Source organism: Salmonella sp. 2018103 (genome assembly GCF_026247685.1).
GTDB lineage: Bacteria > Pseudomonadota > Gammaproteobacteria > Enterobacterales > Enterobacteriaceae > Salmonella > Salmonella enterica.
The window spans coordinates 3,080,473-3,096,009 of the sequence record NZ_CP111029.1 but is presented as its reverse complement, the minus strand read 5'-3'; the positions used below and the strand labels follow the sequence as shown (position 1 = coordinate 3,096,009).

The following is a 15,537-nucleotide window of genomic DNA, read 5'->3' as shown; positions in this document are numbered from 1 at the left end:
AGTATAAAAATGGCAAAGACCATTATTTAACTAATGATTAGTATTAATTTAACCTTTTTGTAACTAATTTACGCTTTGAATGTAAATCTGCTGGAAAAGCGTGAAAATAAGTGGTCGGATGAGTAGTAAAATTACACCGAAAGCGGTACTATTTTAATCAGGTAACGAGGTTCAATTTTTCGGTGCTATTCACCGATTCAATCTATACCGGGGCGGGTAGCGTCGGTATAAAGGGGGGAAACGTATGGAACACTATAAAGACTATCCGGCGCATGTCATTTTTGTCCGTCGTGCTTTCGCGGTGATCGCAGGCGTGCTGGCGCTGCCGGTGATGCTCTTCTGGAAAGACCGCGCGCGTTTTTATAGTTATCTGCACCGTGTCTGGTCGAAAACCAGTGATAAACCGGTATGGATGGCGCAGGCTGAAAAAGCCACCTGCGACTTTTATTAATCGCGACCAGCCTGAAAAACCGTCAGCCGCCACGCTGGCGGTTTTTGTCTATGAGCAATCCGGCGATCTCAGACTCAAATACCGCAGCAGAGATTTGATATGGTGGGAAAAGACAGTGTAAATTTCAGGACCAATGCTTTGCGTTGTTAAAGGTGTTGGCGCTTTATCCTGCAACTCAAAATATTTAAAGCACATATAAAGTTGCCAGCATTATCATGCCGGGAAACTAATTCGACTATTCTGGTGAAAAATACGCTTTTATTGCCAAATAAAATTTATCTGCGTTGTTTATATTCTTATTTGCAATATCTGCATGAAATATAGAAATGACAAATATATATGAGCGATATTATTTATTTAAAAATAGTCGGCGAACGTCAGGGGATGATATCCGAAGGCTGCGGCAGTGAACCCTCTGTCGGTAATCGTTACCAGACCGGACATGAAAATGAAATTTTTGTTTTTAGCCTGCAGGCGCTGGTCAGCAGTACTGTGGACGGCGTCAACCATCATGGGATTCGCTTTTGTAAGCCGATTGATAAAAGCTCGCCGCTGTTTGCCCAGGCAATAAATAACAATGAGCGTTGCTCTCTGGATTTTAGCTTTTATCGTATTAACCGCTGGGGAAGGTGGGAGAAGTATTATCATATTGAGGTTCGTGGAGCGGGTATTACAACATACTCAATGCATTCCCAAACAGAGGGGATACCTGAAGAACTTATCACAATACATTATGATTATATTCGCTCAAAACATCTGATAGCCAATACGGAATACAGTGTCCTGTTAACGCCAGAAAACTACAATCGACTTTTTCCGGCAACCCTTCCCGTGGTTGAACCACCTGATAACCCTGCAAAAAAACGAGAAATTGTCTTAACCATTGGCGTCTTCTTTGACGGTACGGGTAACAACCTGCTCAACACGAATTTACGGATGCAGAAATGCAATCCAGAAAACTATGGCCTTGATGCGCGGACGTTAACGGAGTTTAACCAGCGTTGTATAAAGAAAACGGGCTTTGACGGAACGGAAGCAGGTAGTTATCTGAATTATTATACGAATATTTACTGGTTGAATAAGTTGTATCATAAAGAACCAGAGCTTAAAGATGGGGTAAAGAATATTCAACGCGATATCTATATCGAAGGTATTGGCACCGAGAATAACAAAGCCGATTCTCTGTGGGGGATGGGGCTGGGAAATAACGATACCGGGGTTATCGCCAAAACCGATCGCGCGATGATCCAACTGCGCAGGGTACTGACGGAAGTGGTTGGCGCTCTTCGGGGCAAAGACATTACGATCGCAAGTTTGCAGTTTGATGTCTTTGGGTTCAGCCGCGGCGCCGCAGCCGCTCGCCACTTTACCAACCGCGTCTTTGAGCAAGATCCTGTGTTGGTCAGGACGATCACGACCGCTTTTCAGCCCGTTGAATACCAGGGGAAACCGGCAGGTGAGGTGCAATTTTTAGGCCTTTTCGACACCGTCACAGCCGTGGGGGGAATGCTGGACGGTCTTGACCCCCATGACGGTAATAATCTGGCGGTTAAAATAGGTTTACCGCCGGGGGTGGCAAAACAGGTTTTTCACCTGACGGCGATGCACGAGTGCCGTTATAACTTTTGCCTCAATAGCATCAAAGCGCAATGGCCTGAATTAAGCTTGCCGGGGGCTCATGCCGATATTGGCGGGGGATATAACCCGCAGGAAGAGGAATATCTTTTTTTGAGTCGGCCCGCTGTTGAAACTGTATTAGCCGACGTGCCGACAGAGGCGACCGGCGTCTACCAGAAGGCGGTCCAGCAGGCAGAAACTTTACCGTATTACTTTGCGCTGGCGCCCATGTTGCCGTCAGGCCTTATGAAGGTCGAGACCAATACGGATGAAAAGGTATCGCCGGATCACCTTGGTAATGCGAAAAAGCGCGTAGCCGCTGCGGTCACCTTCCAGCGAATTGTCAGCAATGACTGGTCTAAAGTTGCTCTTCGGGTAATGTATGAGGTCGCCAAAGAGGCTGGCGTTGTGTTTGATGCTATGCAGGAGAATAATGATTATTCCTGGCCGACGGAACTGGATGCGATATGCCAGAAAGCCTTATCACAAGCAAAAAATGTCTTTAATGGGGCCAATTCGCTTCAGTTTTCTTCAGATGAGTTGAACACTATCGGCAAGTATATTCACTGTTCGGCCAACTGGAATGCCGTTGATTATCATCTGAAAAATAATATTTCCTCTGCGGTCTCGTCTTCTGAGACATTTAGTTTTGTTAACCGGCCGGATGAAAACTGGACCCGGACCGTTTATGACATGGCAGGGAATTCTCAAAAATGACGCGTAATTTCAGGTTGTTACTGCTGGGCGGTTTGCTGGGACTGTCGGTTACCGCAACCAGTAAAGAGTTAACTTCGCTACTTGCTCCCTATGATGAGTGGTATTTCAATTTCCTTTATCCAAATGCGTTACCAGCAGATGTGACCTATGTGGAGTTGCTGGACACGGATGGAATACTGTATCGGTACAGGATGCTGGGAAGCACAAACGCCAGTTCAGCCAGTGTTGGAAAATGGAATGAAGAGGTGATGGGTATCCATTCAGATTTCAATAAGGCTAAAAATCCTCCCCAGGCTATGCATTTCTGCTGGGATTCGATAATCGATAAAAAAGTGTATGAGACGTGGATAACGTTTGGTTATCCGGTCTGGGAAATGATGCTGACCCCTTACCCGTCGCCATGGGATGCCGGCGTACAGGAGTATCACCGTTATCTGGTAATCGGTCTGGCGCCGGAAGGTAGGGTGCGAGTCTGGCTGGTAAATAATGGCAAGCCCAATACGCGATTAACGGAGGATAAAGATATCGTGGTCGAGACGGTATCCGGTGAAAAACTGGCGATGTGCAAGGGGGTAACCAGATTTAGCCGTGGATATAAATATATAAAAGAAACCGAAGATTTTATCAAAGATAAAAAATACCCTTACGGTAACTGGTAAGCGATGATGAAAATACAATCCGGCGTGACGACCATACTGATGTTGGCGCTTTTGCTGTGCGCAGAAATGCCCGTTCATGCGGCGGATAAAAAGCTGACCTCGCTACTTGCTCCCTATGATGAGTGGTATTTCAATTTTTTCTATCCAAATGCGTTGCCAGCGAAAGTAACCTATGTGGAATTGCTGGACACGGATGGAATACTGTATCGGTACAGAGCGCTGGATGGCACGATACCCAGCTCAACGACGGTTGCGGAATGGGAGGACGATCTTAGCGTTGGGATGGCCTCATTCAATAAGGCCAAAAATCCTCCCCAGGCTATGCATTTCTGCTGGGATTCGGTAATTGATAAAAAAGTGTATGAGACGTGGATAACGTTTGGTTATCCGCTCTGGGAAATGATGCTGACCCCTTACCCGTCGCCATGGGACGCCGGCGTACAGGAGTACCGCCGTTATCTGCTGATTGGTCTGGCGCCGGAAGGCAGGGTGCGAGTCTGGCTGGAGAACACTAAAAAGCCCAATACGCGATTAACGGAGGACAAAGATATCGTGGTTGAGACGGTATCCGGTGAAAAACTGGCGATGTGCAAGGGGGTAACCAGATTTAGCCGTGGATATAAATATATAAAAGAAACCGAAGATTTTATCAAAGATAAAAAATACCCTTACGGTAACTGGTAAGGGGAATGGGGCATCTGAAAAAACCGTCAGCCGCCACGCTGGCGGTTTTTTTATGCGCCAGGGTCTACACTGTTTAACGCTATTCGCCATGACGTTTCATCTTTCAGGAGTTGTATGCCCACCCATTTAGTCTGGTTCAGGCGCGATCTGCGTTTACAGGATAACCTTGCGCTGGCCGCCGCCTGCCGCGATGCATCCGCGCGGGTGCTGGCGCTTTATATTTCCACCCCCGCGCAGTGGCAGGCCCATGATATGGCGCCGCGGCAGGCGGCATTCATCAGCGCGCAGCTCAACGCGCTACAGACGGCCCTTGCAGAGAAAGGGATTCCGCTGCTGTTTCATGAAGTGGCGGATTTTAACGCCAGTATTGAAACGGTCAAAAACGTTTGCCGACAGCATGACGTCAGCCATCTGTTTTATAACTATCAGTATGAGTTTAACGAGCGTCAGCGTGATGCGGCGGTGGAAAAAACGCTGCCATCTGTCATCTGCGAAGGCTTTGACGATAGCGTGATTCTGGCGCCCGGCGCGGTGATGACCGGCAATCATGAAATGTATAAAGTTTTTACGCCGTTTAAAAACGCCTGGTTGAAACGGCTAAAAGAGGATATTCCGCCATGCGTTCCGGCCCCGAAGATCCGGGTGAGCGGCGCGCTTTCTACACCCTTAACGCCAGTCTCGCTTAACTACCCGCAACAGGCGTTTGACGCCGCGCTTTTCCCGGTGGAAGAAAACGCGGTTATCGCGCAGCTACGTCAGTTTTGCGCGCAGGGCGCAGACGGGTATGCGTCACGGCGCGATTTCCCTGCGGTTGAAGGCACCAGTCGGCTTTCCGCCAGCCTGGCGACGGGAGGACTGTCGCCGCGACAGTGCCTGCACCGATTACTGGCGGAGCAGCCGCAGGCTCTGGACGGCGGACCGGGAAGCGTCTGGTTGAATGAACTCATCTGGCGGGAATTTTACCGTCATTTAATGACCTGGTATCCGGCTTTATGCAAACACCAGCCGTTTATCCGCTGGACAAAACGCGTCGCGTGGCAGGAGAACCCGCACTATTTTCAGGCATGGCAGAAAGGCGAAACCGGTTATCCCATTGTCGATGCGGCGATGCGCCAGCTTAACGCGACGGGCTGGATGCATAACCGTTTACGCATGATTACCGCCAGCTTTCTGGTAAAAGATCTGCTAATTGACTGGCGGTTAGGGGAGCGCTATTTCATGTCGCAGCTTATTGACGGCGATCTTGCCGCCAATAATGGCGGCTGGCAGTGGGCCGCTTCAACCGGTACTGATGCCGCGCCTTATTTTCGTATTTTTAATCCCACGACTCAGGGAGAGAGGTTCGATCGCGACGGCGAATTTATCCGCCAGTGGCTACCGGCATTACGCGATATCCCTGGAAAAGCGATTCACGAGCCGTGGCGGTGGGCGGAAAAAGCGGGAGTCGTGCTTGATTATCCTCGGCCTATTGTGGAGCACAAACAGGCGAGAATCGCGACGCTTTCCGCCTATGAGGCGGCGAGAAAAGGGGCGTGATACAGGCCCGGTAGCGCAAACTACCGGGCCTTCTGCTATCAGGATTCGACGGCCAGCGCGCGGCTTTTGAATTTGAAGGACTGATACAGCCAAATCAGCAGGACAACCCCTACGCAGGCTAACGCGCCCCAGGTGATCTGTTCAAAAACATCCACATAGGCGTTGATGGCGTAATTAACCGCGCCGCTGGCGTCGAAGGCGCTTTGCGAAGTCTGGTCAGCGATGACGCCTGCCAGATAGTTAGCTATCGCGCCGGACAGCAGCATATAAATTCCGGTTAATACGCCGGTGACGCCGGGGATGTCAATGCGCGTAATTTGCGACATGGCGACCGGGTCGATAAACAGCTCGGCAAAGCCCATCACCGCCAGTCCCAGCACCATTAGCGGCATTGAAGAGTGTCCGTAAGCGGCGGACCAGCGTGCGCTCAGGGTCAGAATACAGAATCCGGCGCTCATCAGACCGAGACCCAGCGCGAATTTGCCCCAGATACGCACGGTGCGATTACCGCTTACGCTCTCTTTAACCAGCCAGGCCAGGACGACCCCACACAGCATCACGGCAAAGGCGTTCACCGACTGGAACATGGCGGTAGGAACGGAATAGCCCAGAATATCGCGGTTCACAAAGCGGTCGATATACAGGCTGATAGAGCTGCCGCCCTGCTGGGCAAACGCCCAGAACAGCATACTGAACAGGGTCAGGGTGACAATCAGCCCCAGTTCTTTGCGCTGTTTGGCCGTTTGCGCCTGGCGATAAATTTTTGCCAGCACGACCAGGCCGATCGCGGTCGCCACGATTAAGGCATAGACAGACCATTCTTTCCAGAACAGAACGGTAATCAGCAACGGCGCCGCTACCAGCAGAATTAACAGCCAGCCCCAGTTCGGCAGCAGGTAGTTTCTGGCGCACAACACGGCTTTATTAACGCCGGTGGTGTGGGTGAAATGACGATTTCCACACAGGAAGATCACTAACCCCGCCAGCATACCAATGGCGGCGAGCGCAAAGCCCATCGCCCAACTGTACTCCTCTTGCACATAGCCGCAGGCGATAGGCGCCACGATCGAACCAATATTGCCCGCTGCGTAAAGCAGCGAGAACCCGCCGTCGCGGCGCGGATCTTCCGGCTGGTACAGTTCGCCCAGCAGGCAGCTAATATTCGATTTAAACAGGCCGTAGCCGCAGACAATGATCGCCAGCGACAGATAAAGGAATGTCGGCGCGATCTCACTGGCGCCCAGCACTAAATGACCTATAGCCATTAAAAATGCGCCCAGCATGACTGCCATTCGGTTGCCAAGCACCTTATCCGCCAGATAGCCGCCAAGAATCGGCGTTACGTAGACCAGCGAACAATAAGCGCTGAATAACTCATAGGCGTGGTTATCGTCGTATTTTAGCTGATTGGTGAGATAAAGAATCAGTAGGGCGCGCATACCATAAAAGCTGAAGTACTCCCAAATTTGCAGGGCGACAACGTAGTAAATAGCGCGGGGTTGAGATGCTTGTTTATTCATCGTATTTCCGGGATAGAGACGCTGCGGCAAGAACGCGGCATTCTCAGATAATGCCTTTCTTTGTGGGCTTATTAAGCCTGCCGTATCGCCGTGTTTCCTTAAAGTTACCAACATGATACAGAACTGATTTTTTCTGCAATATGCGTTCTGATTGCATAAATATACATGAAACCGATCGTGTTTTGCTAAGTAATTTGCGCCAAACCCGGGGGTGATTGTTTCTTGATGTGTCAAACAAATGTTTATCGACGAACGGCCAACGGGAGGCTATGTTAACGGAGACTGAACCCGTAACGGGAAAGTAGAACGTGGGTTAAAGGGAGCGATGATGAAAAACACCGAGCTGGAACAACTGATTAACGACAAGCTGAACAGTGCGGCAATAAGCGATTATGCGCCGAATGGTTTACAGGTCGAAGGAAAAGAGACGGTACAGAAAATCGTTACCGGCGTGACCGCAAGTCAGGCGCTGCTCGATGAGGCGGTGCGTTTGCAGGCCGATGCGGTCATTGTTCATCATGGTTACTTCTGGAAAGGCGAGTCTCCGGTTATTCGCGGGATGAAACGCCGTCGCTTAAAAACGTTACTGGCAAATGATATTAACCTTTACGGTTGGCATCTGCCGCTGGATGCGCATCCTGAGCTGGGCAACAATGCGCAGTTGGCGGCGCTATTGGGCATTACCGTGAAAGGAGAAATTGAGCCGCTGGTGCCGTGGGGAGAGCTCTCAATGCCGGTGCCGGGGCTGGAACTGGCCTCATGGATTGAAGCGCGTCTGGGGCGTAAACCGCTATGGTGCGGCGATACCGGGCCAGAGAATGTTCAGCGTGTCGCCTGGTGTACCGGCGGCGGGCAAAGTTTTATTGATAGCGCCGCCCGCTTCGGCGTGGATGCTTTTATTACCGGCGAGGTGTCTGAACAGACCATTCATTCCGCGCGCGAACAGGGGCTGCATTTTTATGCCGCCGGGCACCATGCCACTGAACGCGGCGGTATTCGCGCCCTGAGCGAATGGTTGAACGAAAACACGGCGTTGGATGTGACGTTTATTGATATCCCTAACCCGGCATAACTGAGAGGTAATAAAGTGCAGCGAGCGCGTTGTTATCTGTTAGGCGAAACAGCGGTCGTCCTGGAACTTGAACCGCCGATTACGCTGGCGAGCCAGAAACGCATCTGGCGTCTGACGCAGCGTCTGGTCGATATGCCGAACGTGGTGGAAGCCATTCCCGGGATGAACAATATCACCGTGATCTTGCGGGAACCGCAAACCCTGGCGCTGGATGCGATTGAGCGTCTGCAGCGCTGGTGGGAAGAGAGCGAGGCGCTGGAGCCGGACTCGCGTTCGGTTGAGATCCCGGTGATCTATGGCGGCGCAGGCGGGCCGGATCTGGCGGCGGTGGCACGGCACAGCGGTTTGAGTGAAAAGCAGGTCGTGGAGCTACATGCCTCCGTTGAGTATGTCGTCTGGTTTTTAGGCTTTCAGCCCGGCTTTCCCTATCTTGGGAATTTACCAGAACCGCTCCATATGCCCAGACGCGCGGAGCCGCGCCTGCAGGTTCCGGCCGGTTCTGTCGGCATCGGCGGCGCGCAGACGGGGATTTATCCATTATCCACGCCGGGCGGCTGGCAGCTGATCGGCCTCACGCCGTTGAAGTTATTCGATCCGATGCGGGAGCCTCCGGTTCTGCTACGCCCTGGCGATAGCGTACGCTTTGTGCCGCAAAAGGAGGGAATATGCTGAATATTATTCGCGCGGGGATTTACACCTCCGTGCAGGATAGCGGGCGTCACGGCTTTCGTCAGTCGGGGCTGAGTCACTGCGGTGCGCTGGATAAACCCGCCTTTCAGACCGCTAATCTCCTGGTCGGGAACGATGCGAATGCCCCGGCGCTGGAAATCACTCTCGGTCAACTGGTTGTCGAATTTGAAAATGAGACCTGGTTCGCTCTTACCGGCGCAGGCTGCGAAGCGCAGTTGGATGATCAACCGGTCTGGACAGGCTGGCGATTGCCGGTAAAAGCGGGTCAACGTCTTACGCTGCATCGACCGCTTCACGGGATGCGTAGCTATCTGGCGGTGGCGGGCGGTATTGCTGTGCCGGAGGTGATGGGATCGTGTAGTACCGATCTGAAGTCCGGTATCGGTGGGCTGGAAGGACGGCTGCTAAAAGATGGCGATCGGTTGGCGACGGGTAAACCATCGCGACAGTTTAGCGGGCCGCAGGGCGTGAAGCAGTTACTGTGGGGGAATCGCATCCGTGCGCTGCCGGGGCCGGAATACCGTGAATTCGATCGCGCCTCGCAAGAAGCGTTCTGGCGTTCACCGTGGCAACTCAGTCCGCAAAGTAATCGCATGGGCTATCGTTTGCAGGGACAATCGTTAACGCGGACAACGGATCGCGAACTGCTGTCGCACGGTTTGCTGCCCGGTGTCGTACAGGTGCCTTACAACGGTCAACCTATTGTGCTAATGAATGATGCCCAGACAACTGGCGGCTATCCGCGCATTGCCTGCATCATCGAGGCAGATATGTACCATCTGGCGCAGATCCCGCTAGGGCAACCGATCCATTTTGTGCAATGTTCGCTGGAAGAGGCGCTCAACGCGCGCCGCGAGCGTCAGCGCTATCTGGAACAGCTTACCTGGCGACTTCAGCATGAACATTGATTTAAATGCGGATTTGGGCGAAGGTTGCGCCAGCGACAGCGAATTATTAACGCTGGTCTCCTCCGCCAATATCGCCTGTGGTTTTCACGCCGGTGATGCGCAAACCATGCTGACCTGCGTGCGCGAGGCGCTGAAAAACGGCGTGGCGATCGGCGCGCATCCCAGCTTTCCGGATCGGGATAATTTTGGGCGGACGGCGATGGTTTTGCCGCCGGAAACGGTATACGCCCAGACGCTGTACCAAATCGGCGCGCTGGGGGCGATTGTTCAGGCGCAAGGCGGCGTGATGCGCCATGTCAAGCCGCACGGTATGCTCTATAACCAGGCGGCGAAAGATCCCCATCTGGCACAGGCGATTGCGAAAGCGGTACACGACTATGATCCGTCACTGATACTGGTTGGACTGGCGGGAAGTGAGCTGATCCGGGCCGGTGAACGCTATCGCCTGGTGACGCGGCAGGAGGTGTTTGCCGATCGCGGCTATCAGGCCGACGGTAGCCTGGTGCCGCGCACGCAACCTGGCGCGCTGATTCACGACGAAGAGCAGGCGCTGGCGCAAACGCTGGATATGGTGCAAGCCGGGAGAGTGAAAAGTGTTACTGGTGTGTGGACGACTGTCACGGCGCAAACGGTGTGCATTCATGGCGACGGCGAGTATGCGCTTGCATTCGCACGCAGGCTACGCGCCGCGTTCAATGCGCGTAATATACACGTTATTGCCTGAGAGCCAGACGATTGAAGCTATTATATTACGGCTGCTAAAAATTATCGTGTTCTGTCCTCTTAATGTCAGGAAGAGGGATTTATTCAATACTATATAAATCCCTTTATAATATATTATTTTAAAAATAACCAAGTGATGCTGTAATAGCCAGTATGATGAGCTTATTGCTGTTAGCAGCAGAATTTTTGAAAATCACTATGATATTGTTAGCTATCGCCATCTAATCAAACCTCCGGGGCGGGTAAACTACCTGACTCTCTATTACCCCTTTCTGATTGATTTACCTCACGATAGCCTCATTTTTAGCATTTATATTCCTCGTCATGACAACTTATCAGGAGACTGAAGCCAGATTGATTCGCTGTTTCACTATCACGTCATGGATAGCGTGCCAGATTGTCAGCTATATGGATTTTAAGCTGTTTACGCATAGCAACTTTTTTAGCGAAAATTAAACTCATCTGATCAGTGATTTTTTAGTATATTACTCATTTTGTTATGATGGATTTGTTTTGTGAAAAGAAAATATCTTACGCAAGAAGAGATTGAAAAACTGCTGTCAGCGACCGACAGAATGCCCTTCCCGGAAAGAAACCGCTGCTTAATCCTGATGGCGTTTATTCACGGCTTCCGGGCCAGTGAGCTGCTGGGGCTGCGCTTGTCGGATATTGATCTTGCAGGAAGACAGCTTTATATCCGGCGCCTCAAAAATGGCTTTTCAACGTGTCACCCCCTCCTTCCCGATGAGTATAACGTACTGAAAAGCTGGCTCAGGGCCAGGAAGTATCTTGAGAAAGGGGCTGACGGAGACTGGCTGTTCCTGTCGCTGCGACGGCATCCGCTCAGCAGGCAACAATTTTTTTACATACTTCGTGAGGCAGGGCGGTTAGCCGAATTAACGATAGCGCCACATCCTCATATGCTGCGACATGCCTGCGGCTACGCCCTTGCTGATAAAGGGATTGATACACGGCTCATACAGGACTATCTGGGGCACAGGAATATCCAGCACACCGTAAGATACACCGCAAGTAACGCCGGGCGTTTTCATGGAATATGGCGAAAAAAACGTCGAGTATAACCGTACGTTCTGATTCAAAAAGTTAAGTCCGCTTCGCGCTTTCATCATCCTCTCAGATTTACCCCTTCCACACAAGAGTCATGCAATCGTAATCTCTTTCTTATTAAGGAGTTATCCATATAACAATAAAAAAACTAAGGGAAAATTTACCTGGTCCAACCAGCACTATGCTGTATCCATTTTTGTCCTGCCTGCACAAAATGTTAATTTTAAGTGTTAAAAAAACGTATTAAATAATATTTAATGCTGATTAATCATCATATCAAAGAATTAAATCCTTTATTTAACTTTTTGAATCATATTGTTAAATCACAGAGAAGTCTGTTCAGGGAAAGCTGATTTACATAATAAATATATAAATCAATAGATTACTGTGTTTTTTATTTGTCATTTTGTACTCCGCACAGGGCAGAATTACCCTGCGGCAGGAGCATTTACTACCAGGGGGACTGACGGCCTGTGCAGCCGGAAAGCAGAACCGGACAGGGTGTCAGAGTGCTGTGTTTAGATAGGGCCAGACGTCATTTTTCATACAGACATGGAATGGCTCCCGGTCCACGAAAGGGTGCGGACATGTTGTTTCCACAACACGAAGCTGCCGTTGCTGGCGCAGTGCCGGGTCGGCAATGGCCAGAGGAGAACAATCTGATGACGCAAGAATATGCGGAAATGTCCACCGGAAGGGGGGGCACCAGTAAGTGTCGGTACAGTATGGGCGCGAAAATATTTTTGCTCCTGCTGTCGGTCTCCACCGTCGCAGCGTTGTTCAGCCTGTACCAGGTTCTGACGTACTGATATGCAGACGTTAACCAGAGTACTGCCGCCTCTCCGGCTGATTATGTTTTGTCAGTCAGGCGAAAATCCTGCGCAGTTTCCGGATACCGGTGGCCTTTGCGTGGAGGACTGCGTTCGTCTCAGGACACCAGAAGGGCTGCTGGATCGGTTGCGTCGGTGGCCCGGCGCGATGGTGATATCCGCCGGACGGCCATCAACTCAGCTTCTGCTGTGGCAACAGGTTTTTCAGCGTTATCCGCGGACAGTGGTTTTTTGCAGCAGTAACGCGTTTTTACCGGTTGACGTCAGCGTGGAAGGTTATTTCCGCCATCTGAGGTTGATTAAACGCGCTATGTCGGTAAGGGTTCTGGCCAGAATGGCTGAGCTTGCCATATGGTCATCACTACAGACATCGCCTTACGAGGAGGAGATGAAAAACGCGTTGAGCGTACCGGAGCTGGTGATGGAGATAAACAGCCGCACGCTGGTCAGGTTACTGTCAGAGCGTCTGCCAAAACAGGGACGGCGGGTGCTGGGATTACTGTTGTCAGGCTGTAGCCCGGAAATGACGGCCCGTATGCTGGGAACCGGCGTGAGGCAGGTCTGGCTCGCGGAGCAGACGCTGAAACAACGCTGGGATATCCCGACAGGAGTACCGCTATCTGATGCGGTAAGAATAAGGATACCGGACGTCGGCCCGGACATCAGTCAACAGAGTGCGTTGGTAAAAACTGGGGCCGGTAACGCACCGGATTTATGCTGACAGCATATTTACATCATGCCGCGCGGTATTCAGACCCGTTATGTTGCGTTCTGAATGAGTTATCTTCGCAAAATAAATATGGCAATCATCGTTGTCCGGAAATACCGCATAACGTGTGACATTAATGAATCTGTAATCAGTGCGAGGGTTTACGCGCTGTGGCGGTAGCGTGGAATTATCTGGATGCGTTGAGTAAATTTCACTTTACCCTACTGATATAAATGACAATGATTCTGGATAAACTATCTAATATTATCTGTGTCTGCGAACAGAGTGACAAAAATAATGCAACGTAAAAAGATACTAATTGTAGGTGCGGGCCTTTCAGGCGCAGTAATAGCACGCCAGTTAGCCGAACAGGGACATGTAGTCAATATTATTGATCAACGTTCGCATATCGGTGGTAACGCTTATGATGCCCGAGATGAGCACACGGGTATTATGGTGCACGTTTATGGTCCTCATATTTTTCATACTGATAATGAAACTGTATGGAATTATGTAAATAAATACACTGAGATGATGCCTTATATCAATAAGGTTAAGGCCACAGTAAATGGTCAGGTATTTTCTCTACCTATCAATCTTCATACCATCAATCAATTTTTTGGTGTCGCCTGCTCACCTGATGACGCCAGGAAATTACTGCTTCAAAAATGTGATAGCACCATTCTGGAACCACAAAATTTTGAGCAACAGGCCTTGCGTTTCATTGGTGAAGAGTTATATGAAGCCTTTTTTAAAGGTTATACCATTAAACAATGGGGGCTTCATCCTTCTGCGTTACCCGCTTCTGTATTGAAACGTATCCCTGTTCGCTTTAATTATGATGATAACTATTTCAATCATAAGTTTCAGGGAATACCAAAATTTGGTTATACACAAATGGTCAAGTCCATTGTCGAACACGAAAATATCGCTGTTGAACTATGTCGCTCCTTCACTCAGGAAATGCGGACAGATTATGATCATGTTTTTTTCAGTGGCGCGCTGGATGCCTTTTACTCCTGTCAATATGGCCGACTGGAATATCGTACATTAGACTTTAAAAAAATAATTTGTCAGAGTGATTATCAAGGATGCGCAGTAATGAATTATTGTTCAATAGATACTCCTTATACTCGGATTACTGAACACAAATATTTTTCTCCGTGGGAGAGACATGAAGCTTCAATATGTTATCAAGAATATAGTCGGGAATGTGAAGCTGGTGATATACCCTACTATCCTGTTCGCAGGGCAGATAAAATGGATTTACTGAATAAATATCTGTCGCGGGCTAAAAAAGAAAAGAATATTACTTTCATTGGTCGTCTTGGCACTTATCGTTATCTCGATATGGACATCACGATAGCTGAAGCATTACAGACGGCGGACGTATACTTAACGTCGCTATATGAACAAAAAGAAATGCCAGCTTTTACAGTTACCGTTTGATGAAGTGTACAGCGCTAATCGTAACTTTTAACCGTCTTGAAAAATTAAAAAAAAGTGTGCGAGAGACTGTTAAGGCGGGTTTTTCCTCTATTGTTATCGTTAATAATGGCTCAAACGACGGTACCAGGGAATGGCTTTCTTCATTAAGTGAACCTGGCATCACGACACTTAATCTTAAAGATAATCTTGGTGGTGCTGGCGGATTTAAAGTAGGTAGTCAATATATATGCTCATATAGTAATGCCGATTGGGTATTTTTCTATGATGATGATGCTTACCCGGAAATTAATATTTTAAAGCATTTCTCATTATTAGATACCTCAAGATACCGTATATTTGCGTCGCGAGTTCAGGACACCTATGGGCGGTCTTGTCGGATGAATTTGCCTTTCATCAGGGTTCCATCTACGGTGTTTGAGACTATTTATTATGTGATACGCCCAGAGAGGTTTTCTCCAGTAAGAACTCAGGTTACTGATGTTCAAACTGTGTCATTCGTTGGTATGATTATTGATCGAAAGGTATTGAATAACCATCTTAACGATATCCATGATGAACTTTTCCTTTATTATGATGATTTTTTCTTTGGTTATAAGCTGGTATTGTCCGGGCAGAAAATTCGTTACTCCCCAGAAATTAAATTTATTCATGATATCTCTATTCATGGAAGGTGTATCTGCCCCGAATGGAAAGTATATTATCTTTGTAGAAATTTGTTGCTGCTGAGAAAACTTTTACCCGTTCCCAGGATATTCAGTGTTCTTTCTATAGTATTACGCCTCTCTAAATATCTCGCCATATTACCATGGCAGCGTAAGAAATTTCGTTATCTATATTTTATCTGGCAGGGAATACTTCATGGACTTAAAGGTATTAGTGGGAAATATCATTAGCAGGACGAAGA

General features: G+C 49.3%; 16 protein-coding genes. 15 read left to right on the top strand and 1 reads right to left on the bottom strand.

Annotated elements, in window-relative coordinates; genetic code table 11:
- Positions 1–244: 244 nt before the first annotated feature.
- The 5 genes from OLG56_RS15100 to phrB all read left to right on the top strand — a co-directional run bounded on the left by OLG56_RS15100 (position 245) and on the right by phrB (position 5,664).
- Positions 245–451, top strand: a complete 207-nt coding sequence (locus OLG56_RS15100; protein WP_000401437.1) for a YbfA family protein — start codon at positions 245–247, stop codon at positions 449–451.
- 339 nt (positions 452–790) lie between these two features.
- Positions 791–2,785, top strand: a complete 1,995-nt coding sequence (tssD, locus tag OLG56_RS15095) for an Hcp family type VI secretion system effector (RefSeq protein WP_061377192.1) — start codon at positions 791–793, stop codon at positions 2,783–2,785.
- Positions 2,782–3,444: a DUF2931 family protein gene (locus tag OLG56_RS15090; RefSeq protein ID WP_000197722.1), complete on the top strand. Its 663-nt coding sequence runs from the start codon at positions 2,782–2,784 to the stop codon at positions 3,442–3,444. The genes tssD and OLG56_RS15090 overlap by 4 nt, the downstream gene beginning before the upstream one ends.
- A 3-nt stretch (positions 3,445–3,447) precedes the next feature.
- Complete coding sequence (locus OLG56_RS15085) at positions 3,448–4,128, top strand: DUF2931 family protein (protein WP_061377191.1); 681 nt, start codon at positions 3,448–3,450, stop codon at positions 4,126–4,128.
- A 114-nt stretch (positions 4,129–4,242) separates the two neighbouring features.
- Positions 4,243–5,664 (top strand): deoxyribodipyrimidine photo-lyase, encoded by a 1,422-nt coding sequence (gene phrB / locus OLG56_RS15080; protein WP_001142021.1) that lies wholly within the window; start codon positions 4,243–4,245, stop codon positions 5,662–5,664.
- Positions 5,665–5,702: 38 nt separating this feature from the next.
- Here phrB and OLG56_RS15075 read toward each other — a convergent pair whose 3' ends face one another.
- On the bottom strand, positions 5,703–7,184 hold the full coding sequence (locus OLG56_RS15075) for an MFS transporter (RefSeq protein WP_001041123.1): 1,482 nt from the start codon (positions 7,182–7,184) through the stop codon (positions 5,703–5,705).
- Positions 7,185–7,512: 328 nt separating this feature from the next.
- On the opposite strand from OLG56_RS15075, the gene ybgI reads away from it, so the two are divergent.
- The 10 genes from ybgI (at position 7,513) to OLG56_RS15025 (ending at position 15,526) form a co-directional block, all read left to right on the top strand.
- Positions 7,513–8,256 carry a radiation resistance protein YbgI gene (gene ybgI, locus OLG56_RS15070; RefSeq protein WP_000798844.1) on the top strand — a complete coding sequence of 248 codons (744 nt, stop codon included), beginning with the start codon at positions 7,513–7,515 and terminating at the stop codon, positions 8,254–8,256.
- A gap of 15 nt (positions 8,257–8,271) precedes the next feature.
- On the top strand, positions 8,272–8,928 hold the full coding sequence (gene pxpB, locus OLG56_RS15065) for a 5-oxoprolinase subunit PxpB (RefSeq protein ID WP_001188371.1): 657 nt from the start codon (positions 8,272–8,274) through the stop codon (positions 8,926–8,928).
- Entirely contained in the window at positions 8,922–9,854 is a 933-nt protein-coding gene (gene pxpC, locus OLG56_RS15060; RefSeq protein WP_000932044.1) for a 5-oxoprolinase subunit PxpC, read from the top strand. Before pxpB ends, pxpC begins: the two co-directional genes overlap by 7 nt.
- Positions 9,844–10,578 (top strand): 5-oxoprolinase subunit PxpA, encoded by a 735-nt coding sequence (pxpA, locus tag OLG56_RS15055; protein WP_001643095.1) that lies wholly within the window; start codon positions 9,844–9,846, stop codon positions 10,576–10,578. The genes pxpC and pxpA overlap by 11 nt, the downstream gene beginning before the upstream one ends.
- Positions 10,579–10,901: 323 nt before the next feature.
- Positions 10,902–11,033: a hypothetical protein gene (locus OLG56_RS15050; protein WP_001528846.1), complete on the top strand. Its 132-nt coding sequence runs from the start codon at positions 10,902–10,904 to the stop codon at positions 11,031–11,033.
- Between the two features lie 59 nt (positions 11,034–11,092).
- A complete protein-coding gene (locus OLG56_RS15045) occupies positions 11,093–11,659 on the top strand; it encodes a tyrosine-type DNA invertase (RefSeq protein ID WP_000824704.1) in 567 nt (188 codons plus the stop codon).
- Between the two features lie 459 nt (positions 11,660–12,118).
- Positions 12,119–12,454: a hypothetical protein gene (locus tag OLG56_RS15040; protein WP_077908552.1), complete on the top strand. Its 336-nt coding sequence runs from the start codon at positions 12,119–12,121 to the stop codon at positions 12,452–12,454.
- Between the two features lies 1 nt (position 12,455).
- Positions 12,456–13,196, top strand: a complete 741-nt coding sequence (locus OLG56_RS15035; protein WP_001194235.1) for a hypothetical protein — start codon at positions 12,456–12,458, stop codon at positions 13,194–13,196.
- A 285-nt stretch (positions 13,197–13,481) separates the two neighbouring features.
- On the top strand, positions 13,482–14,633 hold the full coding sequence (glf, locus tag OLG56_RS15030; protein WP_001528772.1) for a UDP-galactopyranose mutase: 1,152 nt from the start codon (positions 13,482–13,484) through the stop codon (positions 14,631–14,633).
- A complete protein-coding gene (locus tag OLG56_RS15025; RefSeq protein WP_000973914.1) occupies positions 14,630–15,526 on the top strand; it encodes a glycosyltransferase in 897 nt (298 codons plus the stop codon). The genes glf and OLG56_RS15025 overlap by 4 nt, the downstream gene beginning before the upstream one ends.
- Positions 15,527–15,537: the final 11 nt, after the last annotated feature.

Coding starts and splice junctions, on each gene's coding strand:
- pxpA (WP_001643095.1), top strand. CDS start 9,844: ATGAACATTGATTTAAATGCGGATTTGGGCGAAGGTTGCGCCAGCGAC.
- phrB (WP_001142021.1), top strand. CDS start 4,243: ATGCCCACCCATTTAGTCTGGTTCAGGCGCGATCTGCGTTTACAGGAT.
- glf (WP_001528772.1), top strand. CDS start 13,482: ATGCAACGTAAAAAGATACTAATTGTAGGTGCGGGCCTTTCAGGCGCA.
- tssD (WP_061377192.1), top strand. CDS start 791: ATGAGCGATATTATTTATTTAAAAATAGTCGGCGAACGTCAGGGGATG.
- OLG56_RS15050 (WP_001528846.1), top strand. CDS start 10,902: ATGACAACTTATCAGGAGACTGAAGCCAGATTGATTCGCTGTTTCACT.
- OLG56_RS15090 (WP_000197722.1), top strand. CDS start 2,782: ATGACGCGTAATTTCAGGTTGTTACTGCTGGGCGGTTTGCTGGGACTG.
- pxpC (WP_000932044.1), top strand. CDS start 8,922: ATGCTGAATATTATTCGCGCGGGGATTTACACCTCCGTGCAGGATAGC.
- ybgI (WP_000798844.1), top strand. CDS start 7,513: ATGAAAAACACCGAGCTGGAACAACTGATTAACGACAAGCTGAACAGT.
- OLG56_RS15085 (WP_061377191.1), top strand. CDS start 3,448: ATGATGAAAATACAATCCGGCGTGACGACCATACTGATGTTGGCGCTT.
- OLG56_RS15035 (WP_001194235.1), top strand. CDS start 12,456: ATGCAGACGTTAACCAGAGTACTGCCGCCTCTCCGGCTGATTATGTTT.
- OLG56_RS15100 (WP_000401437.1), top strand. CDS start 245: ATGGAACACTATAAAGACTATCCGGCGCATGTCATTTTTGTCCGTCGT.
- OLG56_RS15075 (WP_001041123.1), bottom strand. CDS start 7,184: ATGAATAAACAAGCATCTCAACCCCGCGCTATTTACTACGTTGTCGCC.